The 16,414-nt window shown below is 63.1% G+C and carries 16 protein-coding genes; 8 read left to right on the top strand and 8 right to left on the bottom strand.

The window, feature by feature from the left end; translation table 11 throughout:
- Positions 1-26: 26 nt before the first annotated feature.
- The 5 genes from P3R38_RS05070 to P3R38_RS05090 all read right to left on the bottom strand — a co-directional run bounded on the left by P3R38_RS05070 (position 27) and on the right by P3R38_RS05090 (position 5,400).
- Entirely contained in the window at positions 27-1,049 is a 1,023-nt protein-coding gene (locus P3R38_RS05070) for an AbrB family transcriptional regulator (protein ID WP_023378950.1), read from the bottom strand.
- Positions 1,042-2,556 carry a tripartite tricarboxylate transporter permease gene (locus P3R38_RS05075; RefSeq protein ID WP_023378951.1) on the bottom strand — a complete coding sequence of 505 codons (1,515 nt, stop codon included), beginning with the start codon at positions 2,554-2,556 and terminating at the stop codon, positions 1,042-1,044. The genes P3R38_RS05070 and P3R38_RS05075 overlap by 8 nt, the downstream gene beginning before the upstream one ends.
- A 3-nt stretch (positions 2,557-2,559) precedes the next feature.
- The gene (locus tag P3R38_RS05080; RefSeq protein WP_277686880.1) at positions 2,560-3,018 is read right to left on the bottom strand and encodes a tripartite tricarboxylate transporter TctB family protein; all 459 of its coding nucleotides are present in this window, start codon (positions 3,016-3,018) and stop codon (positions 2,560-2,562) included.
- Between the two features lie 80 nt (positions 3,019-3,098).
- Positions 3,099-4,079 carry a tripartite tricarboxylate transporter substrate binding protein gene (locus tag P3R38_RS05085; RefSeq protein WP_023378953.1) on the bottom strand — a complete coding sequence of 327 codons (981 nt, stop codon included), beginning with the start codon at positions 4,077-4,079 and terminating at the stop codon, positions 3,099-3,101.
- Between the two features lie 31 nt (positions 4,080-4,110).
- Positions 4,111-5,400 carry an OprD family porin gene (locus P3R38_RS05090; protein ID WP_023378954.1) on the bottom strand — a complete coding sequence of 430 codons (1,290 nt, stop codon included), beginning with the start codon at positions 5,398-5,400 and terminating at the stop codon, positions 4,111-4,113.
- A gap of 200 nt (positions 5,401-5,600) precedes the next feature.
- Here P3R38_RS05090 and P3R38_RS05095 point away from each other — a divergent pair, with 200 nt between their 5' ends.
- Together P3R38_RS05095 and P3R38_RS05100 are read left to right on the top strand one after the other, a co-directional pair.
- Positions 5,601-6,272, top strand: a complete 672-nt coding sequence (locus P3R38_RS05095) for a response regulator (RefSeq protein ID WP_027908113.1) — start codon at positions 5,601-5,603, stop codon at positions 6,270-6,272.
- Positions 6,265-7,644 carry a sensor histidine kinase gene (locus tag P3R38_RS05100; RefSeq protein ID WP_023378958.1) on the top strand — a complete coding sequence of 460 codons (1,380 nt, stop codon included), beginning with the start codon at positions 6,265-6,267 and terminating at the stop codon, positions 7,642-7,644. Before P3R38_RS05095 ends, P3R38_RS05100 begins: the two co-directional genes overlap by 8 nt.
- A 153-nt stretch (positions 7,645-7,797) precedes the next feature.
- Here the strand turns inward: P3R38_RS05100 and P3R38_RS05105 are convergent, their stop codons facing one another.
- The gene (locus P3R38_RS05105) at positions 7,798-8,604 is read right to left on the bottom strand and encodes an HDOD domain-containing protein (protein ID WP_023378959.1); all 807 of its coding nucleotides are present in this window, start codon (positions 8,602-8,604) and stop codon (positions 7,798-7,800) included.
- A 55-nt stretch (positions 8,605-8,659) separates the two neighbouring features.
- Entirely contained in the window at positions 8,660-9,601 is a 942-nt protein-coding gene (locus tag P3R38_RS05110) for a folate-binding protein YgfZ (RefSeq protein WP_027908114.1), read from the bottom strand.
- A 133-nt stretch (positions 9,602-9,734) separates the two neighbouring features.
- Between P3R38_RS05110 and P3R38_RS05115 the strand changes: the two genes are divergently transcribed.
- Positions 9,735-9,989 (top strand): succinate dehydrogenase assembly factor 2, encoded by a 255-nt coding sequence (locus P3R38_RS05115; RefSeq protein WP_008094993.1) that lies wholly within the window; start codon positions 9,735-9,737, stop codon positions 9,987-9,989.
- The gene (locus tag P3R38_RS05120) at positions 9,973-10,431 is read left to right on the top strand and encodes a protein YgfX (RefSeq protein ID WP_023378962.1); all 459 of its coding nucleotides are present in this window, start codon (positions 9,973-9,975) and stop codon (positions 10,429-10,431) included. Before P3R38_RS05115 ends, P3R38_RS05120 begins: the two co-directional genes overlap by 17 nt.
- 83 nt (positions 10,432-10,514) lie before the next feature.
- Here P3R38_RS05120 and nadB read toward each other — a convergent pair whose 3' ends face one another.
- Positions 10,515-12,137, bottom strand: a complete 1,623-nt coding sequence (gene nadB, locus P3R38_RS05125; protein ID WP_023378964.1) for an L-aspartate oxidase — start codon at positions 12,135-12,137, stop codon at positions 10,515-10,517.
- A 435-nt stretch (positions 12,138-12,572) separates the two neighbouring features.
- On the opposite strand from nadB, the gene rpoE reads away from it, so the two are divergent.
- The 4 genes from rpoE (at position 12,573) to P3R38_RS05145 (ending at position 16,351) form a co-directional block, all read left to right on the top strand.
- Positions 12,573-13,154, top strand: a complete 582-nt coding sequence (gene rpoE, locus P3R38_RS05130; RefSeq protein ID WP_003252049.1) for an RNA polymerase sigma factor RpoE — start codon at positions 12,573-12,575, stop codon at positions 13,152-13,154.
- Positions 13,155-13,185: 31 nt separating this feature from the next.
- Positions 13,186-13,776, top strand: a complete 591-nt coding sequence (locus tag P3R38_RS05135) for an RseA family anti-sigma factor (RefSeq protein ID WP_023378965.1) — start codon at positions 13,186-13,188, stop codon at positions 13,774-13,776.
- 12 nt (positions 13,777-13,788) lie between these two features.
- Positions 13,789-14,739: a MucB/RseB C-terminal domain-containing protein gene (locus tag P3R38_RS05140; protein ID WP_023378967.1), complete on the top strand. Its 951-nt coding sequence runs from the start codon at positions 13,789-13,791 to the stop codon at positions 14,737-14,739.
- A 178-nt stretch (positions 14,740-14,917) separates the two neighbouring features.
- A complete protein-coding gene (locus P3R38_RS05145; protein ID WP_104882114.1) occupies positions 14,918-16,351 on the top strand; it encodes a DegQ family serine endoprotease in 1,434 nt (477 codons plus the stop codon).
- Positions 16,352-16,414: the final 63 nt, after the last annotated feature.

Raw genomic sequence — 16,414 nt, forward strand, 5'->3', positions numbered from 1 at the left:
TTGCCGGCGATGAGGCCCGGGCGCGCTCAAGTCTTCCACAATCTGAACAACGGCTCTGCCAGGAACAGCACCATCAGCAGGCGCATCACCTGCAAGGCCGTCACCAGTGGCACCGACAGCTGCAAGGTCTCGGCCGTCAAGCTCATCTCGGCAATCCCACCGGGCATCATCCCCAGCGTCAATGACCGCAAATCCAGCCCGGTCATCACGCTCAAGGCCCACGCCGCACTTCCGGCAATAAGCATGCACAGCGCCGTGGCAATCAATGTGCGTCCGAGAAACGACGGTGCCCGGCGGAAGAACGCACGGTTGAAGTGGCAAGCCAGGCCGCTGCCGATCAGCCATTGGCCGATCTGACTGGCGCCGTTGGGCAGGGCGATTTGCAGATTGCCCGCCAGGCTGACTGTTGCCGCGACCAACAATGGCCCGAACAACCAGGGGTTAGGTTGACGTAAGCGCTGCCAGGCCAGGCCTGCCAAGATGCTCAGCGGCACGATCAGGGCCAGCCAACTCCAGCTCACGCTGCCGGTATGATTGAGCGGTATGCCATCCCCCAGCAGGAACTTGAACAGCGCCGGCACCACCAGCACCACGGCCAGCACCCGCAGGCTCTGCGCCGCAGCGACCTGGCTGAGCACGGCTCCGTTGCGTGCGCCGAGGTTGACCATTTCCCCGGAGCCGCCCGGCATACTGGCGAAGAACGCCGTCGCCCGGTCCTCGCCGGTGCGGCGCAGCATCCAGACCCCAATCACGCTGGACAGAGTGGTGAGCAGTGCGCCGAAGAAGATCAAGGCAAAATGGCTGCTGACCTGCTCGACCACCGCCGGCGTGAAGTGCAGGCCGATGCCGATGCCGATGATGCATTGCCCGCCCTTGCGGCCATTAGGGATTTCCGCGAGCTGCCAGGGCGTCAGGCAGCGCACCAGGATGATCGCCAGCAACGAGCCGACCATCCATGGCAAAGGCCAGCCGATCGTGCTGGCGAGAAAGCCACCAGCAAGCCCGACCAGCCCGGTTGCCCAGAACAGAGGGAACTGCCGATCAGGCATCGGCCATGGCCCGACGCTGCAGGCTGCGTTTACGCCAGATGCGCACCAGCGGCAGGGCCAACATGCACACCACCAGTACCCACACACCCATGCTGATGGGGCTCGACCAGAGGATGCCCAGTTCACCGTTGGAGATCGACAGCGCGCGGCGCAGGTTTTGCTCCATCAGGCCGCCGAGGATGAACCCGAGCAGGATCGGCGAAAGCGGGAAGTCCAGCTTGCGCAGGATGTAGCCCATGATGCCGATGCCGACCATCAGGAACAGGTCGAAGGTGGTGGCGTGCACGGCGTATACGCCGATCGCGGTGATGATCGCGATCACCGGCACCAGTGCCCAGTTCGGTACTGCGAGGATGCGGGTGAAGAGGCGGATCATCGGGATGTTCAGGATCACCAGCATGATGTTGGCGACGAACAGCGAGGCGATCAGACCCCAGACGATGTCCGGTTGTTGCTCGAACAGCAGCGGGCCCGGTGTGATGTTGTACAGGGTCAGTGCGCCGATCATCACCGCCGTGGTTCCCGAGCCCGGTACGCCGAGGGTCAGCATGGGCACCAGCGCGCCACAGCACGAAGCGCCGATGGCGGTTTCCGGGGCTGCCAGGCCTCGGGCATCGCCCTTGCCGAACTTGCCCGAGCTACCCGCGATGCGTTTTTCGGTCATGTAGGCCACCGCGCTGGCCAGGGTTGCCCCCGCACCTGGCAGCACGCCCATGATGAAGCCAAGCAGTCCGCAGCGGATGTTGACCACGAACACCGAGGCGGCTTCCTTGAAGTTGAACAGCATGCGCCCGGTGGCCTTGACCGCGGCGTGGCCGTGGTGGGTCTTCTCCAGCAGCAGGAGAATCTCGCTGATCGAGAACAGCCCCAGCACCAGGACCACGAACTGAATGCCGTCGGCCAGGTGCACGCTGTCGCCGGTGAAGCGGTATACACCGCTGTTGGCGTCGATGCCCACTGCCGACAGGAACAAGCCGATAAGTGCCGCGATGAAGGTCTTCAGCGGTTTGTCACCGGCCATGCCGCCGAGGGCGACGATGGCGAACACCATCAGCACGAAATACTCGGCCGGCCCGAAGGCGATTGCCCATTTCGCCAGCAACGGCGCGAACAGCACCATGCCGCAGGTGGCGATCAAGGCGCCGATGAACGAACTCCACGCCGACAGCGACAGGGCCACGCCAGCCAAGCCCTGGCGGGCCATCGGGTAGCCGTCGAGGGTGGTCATGACGGTGGAGGCTTCGCCCGGAATATTCAGCAGGATCGAACTGATCCGGCCGCCGTACTCGCAGCCCAGGTAGACCGCGGCCAGTAGAATCAGGGCCGACTCCGGCGGCAGGCCGAGGGCGAAGGCGATGGGAATCAGCAGGGCCACGCCGTTGATCGGACCCAGGCCCGGCAACAGGCCGACCACCGTGCCGATCAGGGTACCGGTGAGGGCGGTCACCAGGTTGTAAGGGCTCAGGGCCACGCCGAAGCCCTGGCCCAGGTAGCTCAAGGTATCCATGTGTCAGTTCTCCAGTACGTCGAGCAGGCCGAGGGGCAAGGGCACATCCATCACACGGTCGAACAGCCAGTAGAGGAACAGGCTCATGCCCACCACCACGATGGCGCTGTGCAGCCAGCGGCCGCCGTACAGGCGGGCCATGGGGATGCCGACCAGGATGGCGCTGAGGATGAAGCCCAAGGTCTCGAAGGTGCTGGCGAAGACCAGCAACAGGCCAATGCACAAGCCGATCTTGGTGAGGGTTTCGCGGTCCAGTTCGGGTTCGTCGTCCTTGCGCACGATGGGCGTTGGGCGGATAGCCAGGTACAGCAGGCCGACGCTCATCAGGCCGAGCATCAGCAAGGGGTAGGCGCGCGGGCCCACCGGTTCATAGGAAAATGCAGCCTGGTAAGGCCAGGCCATCACGGCCAGGGCGGCGCACACCGCCAGCAGGACCAAGGCGAAGAGGCGTTGCAGGATCATCAGGGAGTCCTCGTAGAACGCGGCCGCTGTGGGAGTGGATCAGGTCCGCTCCCACAGGTGGGTGAAACAGCGTTGATGAGTTACTGAATCAGGCCGAATTCCCTGGCCAGCGACTTGTAGTCAGCCACCTGCTTCTTCACGTAAACGTCCAGCTCTTCACCGGTCATGGCGAACGGGAACAGCTCGCGCTGGTCACGCAGCTTGGCGAAATCCTCGGACGCCAGCATCTTGTCGAACGAGGCTTTCCACCAGGCGTAGTCTTCGTCGCTGACCTTCGGGCCGAGGTAGAAGCCGCGCACCACTGGCCAGACGATGTCGTAGCCCTGTTCCTTGGCGGTAGGGATGTTCTTCATCTCGGGCTCGTCCAGGCGGTTTTCGGCGAATACCGCGAGGATGCGCATGTCACCGCTCTGGATATGCGGCATGGAGTCGGAAATGTCGGTGGAACCGACCTGGATATGCCCGCCCAGCAGCGCGGTGGCAATTTCGCCACCCCCTTCCAGGGCCACGTAACGCAGATCGCGGGGGTTGATGCCGGCCGCCTTGGCGATCAACGCGGTCTGCATCCAGTCCTGGCTACCCACGGTACCGCCAGAGCCGATCACCACCTTGCTTGGATCTTTCTTCAGGGCCGCGACCAGGTCATCGAGGGTCTTGTAGGGCGAATCGCTCTTCACCGCGATGGCGCCATAGCTGGTGCCGACCGCCGCCAGCCACTTCACGGCGTTCTCGTCGAAGCGGCCGAACTTGCCCTGGGCCAGGTTCAGCAGCGAGCCGCTGGACCAGGCCACCAAGGTGCCGGCGTCGGCCGGGCGCTGGGCGACCACGGCGTTGTAGGCCACTGCGCCGACGCCACCTGGCATGTAGGTCACGCGCATGGGCTTGCTGAGGATTTTCTCCTCGACCAGCGCGCTCTGCACCAGCTTGCAGGTCAGGTCGAAACCACCGCCGGGCGAGGCCGGGGCGATGCATTCAGGGCGTTTGGGTTCGGCGGCCAGGGCGTTGCCGGCCAACAGCAGGCAGCCGGTTGCCAGGACGAGGTGGCGCATTGAAAAGGTCATCGTCGATCTCCGTGAGCGTTGTTGTTATGGATTACCACAGGGCTACGCTGTAGCTCACCAGCAGCCGCACTTCGTCGGCATCGCGCGCGAAGTTGGAGCGGAAGGTGGCGTTGCGCAGGCGCACGGCGACGTTCTTCAACGGGCCGCTTTGTACCACGTACTTGAATTCGGTGTTGCGCTCCCACTCCTTGCCCTCGCTGCCATCGGCGCGGCTGACGTTGTCGCCATTGATGTAGCGGGTCATGAAGGTCAGGCCGGGAATGCCGAGCGCGGCGAAGTTGTAGTCGTAGCGCACCTGCCAGGAGCGCTCGTCGGCACCGGCGAAGTCGTTGATCTGGACGAAGTTGACCAGGTACGGGTCAGCGCCGTCGACGTAAGGAAAGGCGCTGTCGCCGGACAGATGCTGGTAAGCCGCGCTGACCTTGTGCCCGCCCAGGGCATAGCTGAGCATGCCGTTGACGGTGGTGTTGTCGATGTTGCCGGCCTTGGCTGCGCCTTGGTCGTCACTCACCGCCAGGCGCAGGTCGGCGCCCAAGGTGCCTGGGCCCCATGGCTGAGTGGCGACCATCCCAAGGAAGTGCTGACGGTAGATGTCGTCCAGCTGGGCGTAGTGGTAGCTGCCGGTGATGCGGTCGGTGAACTGGTAGTCGAGTCCGGCGAGGTCGAAGTTGTCGGCGGAGAAGGTACCGCCGAAGCGACCGTTCTTGTTGTTGAGGGCGAGGTCTTCCCAGTTGGTGTCGTTACGGTCCTTGGCCTTTTCCAGGCGCCCGCCGGTGAAGGTCAGGTGGTTGATCTCTTTGGAAGTCAGCAGCCCGCCTTCGAAGGTCTGCGGCAGGATCCGCCCGTCATTGGGCTGCAGGGTAGGCAGTTCGGGAATCAGGGTACCGACCTTCAGTTCGGTCTTGGAGACCTTGATCTTGCCGGTGAGGCCGAGCTTGGAGTACTCATCGGCGGCCTTGCCATCGTCGTGGGTGGGCAGCAGGCCGGTGTCGGTGCGATCAGGGCTGGAATCGAGCTTGACGCCGAGCATGCCCAAGGCATCCAGGCCGAAGCCTACGGTGCCTTCGGTGTAGCCGGACTCGAAATTGAGCATGAAACCCTGGGCCCATTCGTCGCGCTTGGATTGTTGCGCGCTGGTGCCATCGCGAAAATCGCGATTGAAGTACATGTTGCGGGTTTCGAAGGTGGCCGTGCTGTCTTCGAAGAAAGCGGCCTGGCTCATCGGTGCGACACCGGCAAGGGCAAGAGCGCTGGCGATGGCGCTTGGACGTGCGGACAGGTAACGGGTAGGCGCGAACGCCTGCGGCTGCGATGACAGCATCGAGGATGACTCCGTTTATTGTTCTTATCGGCTGCACCTTGCTGGTGCTTTTTTCGGCGCGTGGGGCGACCGTGGTGCGATGCTAGGCAACGAACCTTTCGCTAACCTTTCAGCGTGAAAGGTTTGTGAATGGGGGCTACACAGGTCGTGCGACGGCGTTACACTCCGCGCCACCGTCAAACCCGAGCAGGGAGAATCCGATGCGTGTGCTGCTGGTCGAAGACCACCTGCAACTGGCCGAAAGCGTGGCTCAAGCGCTGAAAAGCCAAGGCCTGACCGTGGACGTTCTGCATGATGGCGTAGCCGCCGACCTGGCCCTGGCCAGCGAGGAATACGCCGTTGCGGTGCTGGATGTCGGCCTGCCGCGCATGGATGGCTTCGAGGTGCTGGCGCGCTTGCGAAGCCGAGGCAAGACCTTGCCCGTGCTGATGCTTACCGCCCGCAGCGATGTCAAGGACCGGGTCCACGGATTGAACCTGGGCGCCGACGATTACCTGGCCAAGCCGTTCGAACTGACCGAACTGGAGGCGCGGGTCAAGGCGTTGCTGCGCCGCAGTGTGCTCGGCGGTGAGCGTCAGCAGCGTTGCGGGCCTTTGGTCTACGACCTGGACACTCGGCGCTTCACCTTGGGTGAGGACAACCTGACCCTGACCTCGCGAGAGCAGGGCGTGCTGGAAGCGCTGATCGCCCGCCCGGGCCGCGTGATGAGCAAGGAGCAGTTGGCGGCCCAGGTCTTCGGCCTGGACGAGGAGGCCAGCCCAGACGCCATCGAGATCTACGTCCACCGCTTGCGCAAGAAGCTCGATGGCCATCCGGTGGCGATCGTGACCTTCCGTGGCCTTGGTTACCTGCTCGAGCACCGCGATGCGTGACAATGGCAGCCTACGTGGCCGGCTGTTGGGCAACCTGGCCTTGCTGCTGGTGGTGCTGATGCTGGCCAGCGGCCTGAGCGCCTACTGGAACGGCCGTGAAGCTGCCGACACCGCCTACGACCGCACCCTGCTGGCTTCGGCGCGGACCATTGCCGCAGGTCTGTCACAGCGTGATGGTTCGTTGAGTGCCGACGTGCCTTACGTTGCCTTGGATACCTTCGCCTACGACAGCGCCGGGCGCATCTACTACCAGGTATTGGATATCCAGCAGCGGCTGATCTCGGGGTACGAGAACCTGCCGCCGCCACCACCGGGTACGCCGCGAACCGACGACTATCCGGCATTGGCCCGCTTCTACGATGCGACCTACCTGGGCCAGGACGTGCGTGTGGTCAGCCTGCTAAAGGCGGTCAGCGAGCCGAACATGAACGGTATGGCCGAGATCCGCGTGGCCGAGACCGAAGAAGCGCGGGTCCGTATGGCCCGCGGGTTGATGGCCGACACTTTGCTGCGCCTGGGCATGCTGGCCTTGGGGGCCCTGGTGATGGTCTGGTTCGCCGTGAGTGCCGCCCTGCGCCCGCTGGAGCGCTTGCGCACAGCGGTCGAAGAGCGTCAGCCGGATGACCTGCGCGCGTTGCCGGTGGTGCAGGTGCAGCGAGAGCTGGGCCCTCTGGTGCGGGCGTTGAACCACTTCACCGAACGCTTGCGCGGGCAGTTCGAACGCCAGGCGCAGTTCATCGCCGACGCGGCCCATGAACTGCGGACCCCGTTGGCCGCGCTCAAGGCTCGTGTCGAACTGGGCTTGCGCTCGTCGCAGCCAGAGGTGTGGCGCCAGACCCTGGAAAGCGCAGCCCAAGGCACCGATCGCCTGACCCACCTGGCCAACCAGCTGCTATCGCTGGCCAGGGTGGAAAATGGCGCCAGGGCGATCGCCGAAGGGGGCGCACAGCGTCTGGACCTGAGTCAGCTGGCCCGAGAGCTGGGCATGGCCATGGCGCCGCTGGCGCACAACCGTGGAGTGGCGTTGGCGCTGGAAGCCGAGGCGCCGGTATGGCTCAAGGGCGAGCCGACCCTGCTCAACGAGCTGCTGAGTAATCTGGTGGACAACGCCCTGGCCCATACCCCGGCGGGCGGTAATGTCATTTTGCGGGTATTGGCGCCAGCGGTCCTTGAGGTCGAGGATGACGGACCGGGAATTCCCGAGGCTGAACGCGAACGGGTGTTCGAGCGGTTCTATCGGCGTAGTGCCCAGGGCAGTGGCTTGGGGCTGGCGATTGTCGGAGAGATTTGCCGCGCCCATCTGGCGCAGATCAGCCTGCATGATGGGGCGAACGGTGGGCTGAAGGTGCGGGTGAGTTTTATCGCGGATTGAGGCGGGTATTGGGCAGGCTTTTTCGCGGACAAACCACGGTTTGGACTGCCCCCACGAAGTTGAACAAAAATCCAATCCGTTGGGGCAGTTCAGCTCACCCAGCGCATCCGTGGGCACAGGGCGCCCGCGAAAAGCCCAGGCGGCACCGCCACCTCAGCGCAACATGCTTCGGGCTTCGAGCAACTCACCGATCTCAAGCTCTGTCCCATGGGGCAGATTCAGGTGCCGGTAAGCCGGCAGTGCGGTCAGTGGCAGGTTGCGACCACGGTGGCTCAGGGCGCGGGCTATCTGCACGATGTCGATGTAGTCGATCTTGTCGGTCTCGCGTTCCAGGTTCTGAACCTGGCTTGGAAGATTGACCAGTTGCTCGGGAAACTCCCACGAAGTCAGAATCTTGTCGCCCAGGGCCGGCTGGATCTCCTCGATCACATAGTGCAGGCACACCGGGTCGGACAACAGTTCGTTGTGCTCCTCGGCGTAGATCAATACCGGCAGGGCACCGATCTGGTGAACCAGCCCGCCCAAGGTGGCCTGGTCAGCCTTCAATTGTGTGTAACGGCGGCACAGTTCATAGCTGATGCCTGCCACTTCCAGGCTGTTGGCCCAGATATCCCGTAATTTCTGCTCTACGGCAGGCGAGCGGGCATGGAAGATCTGTTCGATCACCAGGCCGATGGCCAGGTTGCAGCTGTAGTTGATGCCCAGGCGGGTGATGGCGGTATGCAGGTCGGTGACTTCGACCGCTGCACGCAGCAGCGGGCTGTTGACCACTTTGATCAAGCGCGCCGAAAGCGCGGCATCGCGGCCGATCACTTTGCTCAGGGCGGCAACACTGATCTCGCTGTCCTCGGCCGCTTCGCGGATGCTCAAGGCAACCTCGGGCAAGGTCGGCAGGACCAGGTCATCATTGTCGATGGCATCGAGCAGTTGTGCTTGAACCATCTCGGCCAGCTTGTTCATGGGCTTTTCTACCGCAGTGGTGGTGCGGCCCCGCCGACAGGGCGGGGCGGGCTGGTCAGCGTTGGATTTCCCGGTCGCGGTCCAGTGTGTAAGGCAGGTCGAGCAGGGTAAGGCGAGGGCCTTCCGGGCTACCCAGGTGCAGGTTGTCGTCCTCGACCGCCTCGGCGCTCAGCACGGCGAGCAGTTCGCAGCCCGGGCCGTCGCTGGCGGCGATAACGACTTCACCGACCGACGAGCCATGGGTGGGCGAGAAAATTTCGGTGCCGGGTGCGGGAACCGCCTGCTCGTCGAGCGCCAGCCGGTACTGGCGACGTTTGAGCTTGCCCAGGTACTGCATGCGGGCAACGATTTCCTGGCCGGTATAGCAGCCTTTCTTGAAGCTCACGCCATCCACGGCCTGCAGGTTGATCATCTGCGGTATGAACAATTCACGGGTCGGGCCCGTCACCTGGCCGATACCGGCGCGGATCTGACCCAGCAGCCAGTCGTTTAGGCTGCCTTCGGGCAGACTGGCAGCCAGGACCTCGCGCACGGCGTCAGCTTGTTCACCAGGTACCCAGAGTTCGATGCGATCTGCGCTGACGCAGAGGGCGATCAGGCCCTGGTGACGGACTGTGGCGCCGATCGAGGTTGGCGCTGTCAAGCCCAGCGCTGCCAGCGCTGCGTTGCCGCCTTGCAGGCCGAAGCGCGCCCATGCGGCGCTTTCGTCGGTCAGCGTCGCCTTGGAGAACACAGCGTACTTTTTCAGGTCGGCCATCTGCGCTTCGAGAAGTTCGCTGGCCATGGCCAGCAGGTAACCGTTGCCTTCGGGAAGGATACGGAAGCTCGACTGCATGCGCCCCTTGACCATGCAGCGGGCACCCAGACTGGCGTACTCGAGGCTCAGGTAGTTGATGTTGCAGGTCAGTTGACCCTGCAGGAACTTGCCGGCATCGGAGCCGCGGACGGCGAGGATGCCTTCGTGGGACAGGGGACTGAAGAAAGCGGAATCGGCCATGGGTCATCGAGGTGGCTAAAGACTGGCGGCCATCATAGAACGCCGGTAACAAAATAGGTAGGTGACTAGACCAACGCCCGGTGCCGCATCGTTGCGGGCGCTGTATACTGGCCGGCCATTCGAGGAGGGCCCCATGGTCGAACAAACTGAACTCAACCGGCTTTTCTGGCACAGTCGCCGCGGCATGCTGGAACTGGACGTACTGCTGGTGCCATTCACCCAGGAGGTCTATCCGACCCTGAGCGAAGCCGATCGCGAGCTCTATGTTCGCCTGCTCAGCTGCGAAGACCAGGACATGTTCGGCTGGTTCATGGAGCGTACCGAGTCCGAGGATCCTGAGCTGCAGCGCATGGTCCGCATCATTCTGGATCGTGTCCAGCCCAAGTGAGTCCTTCGAGTGCCGTTGGCAGGGCTCGCCGCTGCTGCTGACGGCCTACCTGTTCTGTCAGGTGTTGGCGTGGTTCGTCTTATGGGTCATCGCGCTGCCCTGGTGGTTTTCCGTCCTGGCCGTTGTCGCCTGCCTTGCTCATGCTGGCTGGGTAATTCCCCGACGTATCCTGTTGACCCATGATCACGCCGTTGTCGGCGTGCGCCGTGATGCACTTGGCTGGCGAGTGTTCAGCCGTGCGCGCGGTTGGCAGCCGGTGCGGCTGTGCCGCGATAGCGTGGCATTGCCTGGCGTGGTGGTGTTGAGATTCGTACGCGAAGGCGGCTGGCTGGGCGAAGGCCAATGCGTGCTATGGGATGCCGTGGGTGCTGATCAGCATCGGCGTCTGCGGGTTCGGCTGAAGTTCAGCCGTCGCCGGTGGGGTGAGGTGTCGGCGCGGTAGGCAGATGACGCGTCGTCGCTACCGCCTGCGAGCCGGCTCCTGCAAGGATGGCGCTGGGCGTGCAGGAGCCGGCTTGCCGGCGATCAGGATGAGGCCGAGTCACAGGCCGGGCTCAGGATCGTATCCTTCGCCTCATCCAGCATTCCCGGATAATCCAGGGTGTAATGCAGCCCACGACTCTCCTTGCGCTGCATCGCTGAGCGAATCATCAGCTCCGCGACCTGGGCCAGGTTGCGCAATTCGATCAGGTCGCGGCTGACCTTGTAGTTGCTGTAGAACTCGTCGATTTCGTCCAGCAGCATGCGCACCCGGTGCTGGGCGCGCTGCAGACGCTTGCTGGTTCGTACGATGCCGACGTAGTCCCACATGAAACGCCGTAGCTCGTCCCAGTTGTGCGCAATGATGACGTCCTCGTCCGAGTCGGTGACCTGGCTGGCATCCCAGCAGGGCAGGGCCTTGGGCATTGCCACTTCATCGAGGTGCGCCTGGATGTCGGCAGCGGCCGAACGGCCGTACACGAAGCATTCGAGCAGTGAGTTGCTGGCCATGCGGTTGGCGCCGTGCAGGCCGGTGAAGCTGGTCTCGCCGATGGCGTAAAGACCCGGCACATCGGTGTGGCCGCGGTCGTCGACCATCACTCCGCCGCACGTGTAGTGCGCCGCCGGCACCACCGGAATCGGCTGGCGCGTGATGTCGATGCCGAAGGTCAGGCAGCGTTCGTAGACGGTGGGGAAATGGCTCTTGATGAAGTCGGCAGGCTTGTGGGTGATGTCCAGGTACACGCAGTCCACGCCCAGGCGCTTCATTTCATGGTCGATAGCGCGGGCCACGATGTCCCGTGGAGCCAGTTCTTCGCGGGGGTCGAAGCGTGGCATGAAGCGCTCGCCATTGGGCAGGCGCAATAGCGCACCCTCACCGCGCAGGGCTTCGGTAATCAGGAAGCTCTTGGCCTGCGGGTGGTACAGGCACGTGGGGTGGAACTGGTTGAACTCCAGGTTCGCTACCCGGCAGCCGGCGCGCCAGGCCATGGCAATGCCATCGCCGCACGCCCCGTCGGGATTGCTGGTGTAGAGGTAGACCTTCGCCGCTCCGCCGGTGGCCAGCACCGTGAAACGCGCACCGAAGGTGTCGACTTCGCCGGTATTGCGGTTCAGCACGTAGGCGCCCAGACAACGATCTCCCGGCAGCCCGAGGCGGCGTTCGGTGATCAGGTCGACTGCCACGCGCTGTTCCAGCAACTCGATGTTCGGGCGCTGACGGGCCTGGCCCAGCAGCGTCGTGAAAATGGCCGCACCGGTGGCGTCCGCGGCGTGGATGATACGCCGATGGCTGTGGCCGCCTTCGCGGGTCAGGTGAAACTCGAAGCCACCGTCGTCGACACTGTAGTGTTCGTCGCGGGTGAACGGCACGCCCTGTTCGATCAGCCATTGGATGGCTTCGCGGCTGTGTTCGACGGTGAAGCGCACGGCTTCTTCATTGCACAGGCCACCGCCGGCATTGAGGGTATCCTCGACATGGGACTGCACGGTATCGGTATCGTCAAGCACCGCCGCGACGCCCCCCTGGGCCCAGAAGGTCGAGCCGTTGGCCAGGTCGCCCTTGCTCAGTACCGCGATGCGCAGGTGGCCAGGGAGGTTGAGCGCCAAGCTGAGACCGGCGGCACCGCTGCCGATCACCAGGACATCATGTTGGAATTGTTGGCTCATGTCGGGACACTAGTAATCTTTGGAAGGGGCGCGGCACAATAGTCAGGCACAGATGGCATTGTGAAACTATCGTGAAACGCAGCCGGGCTGCCTTTATAGCAGCCCCCGGTGGCCAATTTCCATGCCACTTGTGCGGTGCGTTCAGCTTTTGTGGGAACTTTCCGACACGGCAGGAAATCCTATGAAGGCTGCCCGCACGCCATAATATGTCGCGGCGACGCAGGGCGGTGGCTCTATCCGGGCTGACCTCTGCGTATTCGAAACCCGATTATCGTCGCAGCCGGCCGTGACCGCGCTGCGTCTTTCGTGCGAGCCGACCAAGGGCCGCAGGAAACTTGCTTGGAGGGGAGAACTTTTGCGTAAAGCCCGAGTCTATGGTTGCAAGCCTGAACGAAGGTTGTTGCAACGCTCCTTCGAGTTCACTGAGGAGTGTTCATGCTAACCCAGGAAGAGGATCAGCAGCTTGTCGAGCGCGTGCAGCGTGGAGACAGGCGAGCGTTCGATCTGTTGGTGCTGAAGTATCAGCACAAGATTCTCGGGTTGATCGTGCGGTTTGTCCATGACACCCACGAAGCCCAGGATGTGGCGCAGGAGGCCTTTATCAAGGCTTACCGAGCGCTTGGTAATTTTCGCGGTGACAGTGCGTTTTATACCTGGCTGTACCGCATCGCCATCAACACGGCGAAGAACTACCTGGTGTCCCGTGGAAGACGGCCGCCAGACAGTGATGTGAGCTCCGAGGATGCGGAGTTTTACGACGGCGATCATGGCCTCAAGGATCTCGAGTCCCCAGAGCGCTCGTTGTTGCGGGATGAAATCGAAGGCACTGTCCATCGCACCATCCAGCAACTGCCCGAAGACCTGCGTACGGCACTGACCCTGCGCGAGTTCGACGGGTTGAGTTACGAGGACATTGCCAGCGTCATGCAGTGTCCGGTGGGTACCGTGCGCTCTCGGATCTTCCGCGCTCGGGAGGCCATAGACAAAGCCCTGCAGCCGTTGTTGCAGGAAACCTGAGACAGCGGCGACAGCCAAGAGAGGAACCGCCATGAGTCGTGAAGCTTTGCAGGAATCGCTGTCCGCGGTAATGGACAACGAAGCGGACGAACTGGAACTGCGTCGGGTATTGAATGCCGTTGACGATGCTGAAACCCGTGCCACCTGGTCGCGTTACCAGGTCGCTCGCGCAGCCATGCACAAAGAACTGCTGCTGCCCAAGCTTGATATCGCCTCGGCGGTGTCCGCCGCACTGGCTGACGAGGCCGTGCCGGCCAAGGTCAAGCAAGGCCCTTGGCGCAGCATCGGTCGCCTGGCGGTTGCCGCTTCGGTGACCTTGGCGGTGCTGGCTGGGGTGCGCCTGTACAACCAGGACGAGATCACCGGTGCCGAGCTTGCGGCCCAACAACCTGCGCAGCAGGGGCTGGCCATGCCACAAAGCCAGGGTCCGGCCGTTTTGGCAGGCTATAGTGAAAGCAGTGAGCAACCGACCGGGCCGATGGCCAACGGTGTGCTGCAGAACCAGGCCGGCTGGGATCAGCGTCTGCCAGGTTACCTGCGCCAGCATGCCCAGGAATCTGCGCTCAAGGGCACTGAGACCGCTTTGCCCTACGCACGGGCCGCCAGCCTGGAAAACCGCTAAGTAAGGAGGATCATGCGCGCGCTACCTCTCCTGTCGCTGCTGATAGGCAGCTGCGTGACGGTGCCAGCATTGGCGGCCAACTCTTCGCCTCAGGCGAGCGAGTGGTTGAGCAAGCTGGCCCAGGCCGAGCAGAAACAGAGTTACCAGGGCTCCTTCGTCTACGAACGTAACGGCAGCTTTTCTTCCCACGACATCTGGCATCGGGTCCAGGACGGCAAGGTCAGCGAGCGGCTGCTGCAGCTCGATGGCGCCGCCCAGGAAGTCGTGCGCGTGGATGGCAAGGTGCAGTGCGTCAGTGGTTCCCTGGTCAGTGGCGTCGGTACGCCGCCCGACTCAACACCGCGTGTGCTTGATCCTTTGAAGCTGATGAGCTGGTACAACCTGGGCTTGGCGGGCACGTCGCGGGTCGCCGGGCGCGATGCCGTGATCGTGACCCTCACGCCACGCGACCAGCATCGTTACGCCTTCGAGCTTCATCTCGATCGCCAGACCGGCCTTCCGCTTCGTTCGTTGATGATCAACGACAAGGGGCAACTGCTCGAGCGTTTCCAGATGACACGTCTTGAAACCCACCTGCCGAGCGACGACGACCTGCGTCCCAGTGCTGCCTGCAAGCCGGTCGAGCGGGTCGCCAGTACCGATGGCGAAGCCGTTGCCGGGTGGCGTTCGGACTGGCTGCCGGCGGGCTTCGAATTGATCAACAGCTCGGTCCGTCGCGACCCTGAGCGCAACAGTGCGGTCAGCAGCCTGATGTATGACGACGGCTTGGCGCGTTTCTCCGTATTCCTCGAACCGGTGACCGACGATGCCGGCCCTGACACCCGTGCCCAGCTCGGGCCTACCGTGGCGGTATCACGCCGTCTGAATACGCCCAAAGGCAAGGTCATGGTCACGGTGGTTGGCGAAATTCCGCTGGGTACCGCCGAGCGTATCGCACTGTCGATGCGCCCCCAGGACAGCTAGGCGTGCCAGTGACGACGGGCCTTGCGCAGGCTCCGGGAGTCCGCGGCTGAAATGAAATTAAAGCATTGTCATTTGCAATCCATCGGTAAATTTTCTATAGGTCAGGCTTCTTGGAGCCTGGCCTTTGCTGCTTCTGCAGATGGTCTAACTAACTTACGCTCGTTGTGACGGGAGCCGTATGTCAATACCACGCTTGAAATCCTACCTAACGATGTTCGCCGCCGTGCTCATGCTCGGTCAGGTGCTCACCGCCCAGGCCGAGGAAGCCCTGCCGGACTTCACGACCCTGGTCGAGCAGGCCTCGCCGGCCGTGGTCAACATCAGTACCAAGCAGAAACTGCCGGACCGCCGCGTGGCTGCCGGGCAGATGCCCGATCTCGAAGGCCTGCCGCCGATGTTCCGCGAGTTCTTCGAGCGCAACATGCCGCAACAACCGCGCGCGCCCCGTGGCGACCGCCAGCGAGAGGCCATGTCGCTGGGCTCGGGCTTCATCATCTCCAGCGATGGCTACGTGCTCACCAACAATCACGTGGTCGCCGATGCGGACGAGATCATCGTCCGCCTGTCGGACCGCAGCGAGCTGCAGGCCAAGTTGATCGGCACCGACCCGCGTACCGACGTGGCGCTGCTGAAGGTCGAAGGCAAGAACCTGCCGACCGTGAAGCTGGGCGATTCGGAAAAACTGAAAGTCGGTGAGTGGGTCCTGGCCATCGGCTCGCCGTTCGGCTTCGATCACTCGGTGACCAAAGGTATCGTCAGCGCCAAGGGGCGTACCCTGCCTAACGACACCTACGTGCCGTTCATCCAGACCGACGTGGCCATCAACCCGGGCAACTCGGGTGGCCCGCTGTTCAACATGAAAGGTGAAGTCGTGGGTATCAACTCGCAGATCTTTACCCGATCCGGCGGCTTCATGGGCTTGTCCTTCGCCATCCCGATCGACGTCGCGCTGGATGTTTCCAACCAGCTGAAGAAAGACGGCAAGGTCAGCCGCGGCTGGCTGGGTGTGGTGATCCAAGAGGTCAACAAGGACCTGGCTGAATCCTTCGGCCTCGACAAGCCCGCCGGCGCCCTGGTGGCCCAGGTACTGGAAGGCGGTCCTGCAGCCAAGGGTGGCCTGCAGGTGGGCGATGTGATCCTGAGCATGAACGGTCAGCCGATCATCATGTCGGCCGATCTGCCGCACCTGGTGGGTGGCCTGAAAGACGGCGAGAAGGCCAAGCTGGAGATCATTCGCAATGGCAAGCGCCAGAACCTGGACATCACCATCGGCGCGATGCCCGATGACGATGCCGATATCGAAGCCAGTGCCCAGGGCGGCGCAGAGCGCAGCAGCAACCGCCTGGGTGTCTCCGTGGCGGACCTGACCGACGAGCAGAAGAAAACCCTGGAGCTCAAGGGCGGCGTGGTCATCAAGGAAATCCAGGATGGCCCGGCTGCCTTGATCGGTCTGCGTCCAGGTGACGTCATCAGCCACCTGAACAACCAGGCGATCAGCTCGGCCAAGCAATTCACTGAAATTGCCAAGGACCTGCCGAAGAATCGTTCGGTCTCCATGCGCGTGCTGCGTCAGGGGCGCGCGAGCTTCATTACCTTCAAGCTGGCTGAATAAGCCGGGTTCGACGTGGAAAGGGCAGCTCAGGCTGCCCTTTTTCATGAGATTTCATCCTCGTCT

This window comes from Pseudomonas sp. NyZ480 (assembly GCF_029537255.1).
Lineage (GTDB): Bacteria > Pseudomonadota > Gammaproteobacteria > Pseudomonadales > Pseudomonadaceae > Aquipseudomonas > Aquipseudomonas taiwanensis.

Bases quoted from the DNA above. Each gene is read 5' to 3' on its own strand.
- P3R38_RS05070 (WP_023378950.1), bottom strand. From the start codon at position 1,049: ATGCCTGATCGGCAGTTCCCTCTGTTCTGGGCAACCGGGCTGGTCGGG.
- P3R38_RS05075 (WP_023378951.1), bottom strand. From the start codon at position 2,556: ATGGATACCTTGAGCTACCTGGGCCAGGGCTTCGGCGTGGCCCTGAGC.
- P3R38_RS05080 (WP_277686880.1), bottom strand. From the start codon at position 3,018: ATGATCCTGCAACGCCTCTTCGCCTTGGTCCTGCTGGCGGTGTGCGCC.
- P3R38_RS05085 (WP_023378953.1), bottom strand. From the start codon at position 4,079: ATGACCTTTTCAATGCGCCACCTCGTCCTGGCAACCGGCTGCCTGCTG.
- P3R38_RS05090 (WP_023378954.1), bottom strand. From the start codon at position 5,400: ATGCTGTCATCGCAGCCGCAGGCGTTCGCGCCTACCCGTTACCTGTCC.
- P3R38_RS05095 (WP_027908113.1), top strand. From the start codon at position 5,601: ATGCGTGTGCTGCTGGTCGAAGACCACCTGCAACTGGCCGAAAGCGTG.
- P3R38_RS05100 (WP_023378958.1), top strand. From the start codon at position 6,265: ATGCGTGACAATGGCAGCCTACGTGGCCGGCTGTTGGGCAACCTGGCC.
- P3R38_RS05105 (WP_023378959.1), bottom strand. From the start codon at position 8,604: ATGAACAAGCTGGCCGAGATGGTTCAAGCACAACTGCTCGATGCCATC.
- P3R38_RS05110 (WP_027908114.1), bottom strand. From the start codon at position 9,601: ATGGCCGATTCCGCTTTCTTCAGTCCCCTGTCCCACGAAGGCATCCTC.
- P3R38_RS05115 (WP_008094993.1), top strand. From the start codon at position 9,735: ATGGTCGAACAAACTGAACTCAACCGGCTTTTCTGGCACAGTCGCCGC.
- nadB (WP_023378964.1), bottom strand. From the start codon at position 12,137: ATGAGCCAACAATTCCAACATGATGTCCTGGTGATCGGCAGCGGTGCC.
- rpoE (WP_003252049.1), top strand. From the start codon at position 12,573: ATGCTAACCCAGGAAGAGGATCAGCAGCTTGTCGAGCGCGTGCAGCGT.
- P3R38_RS05135 (WP_023378965.1), top strand. From the start codon at position 13,186: ATGAGTCGTGAAGCTTTGCAGGAATCGCTGTCCGCGGTAATGGACAAC.
- P3R38_RS05140 (WP_023378967.1), top strand. From the start codon at position 13,789: ATGCGCGCGCTACCTCTCCTGTCGCTGCTGATAGGCAGCTGCGTGACG.
- P3R38_RS05145 (WP_104882114.1), top strand. From the start codon at position 14,918: ATGTCAATACCACGCTTGAAATCCTACCTAACGATGTTCGCCGCCGTG.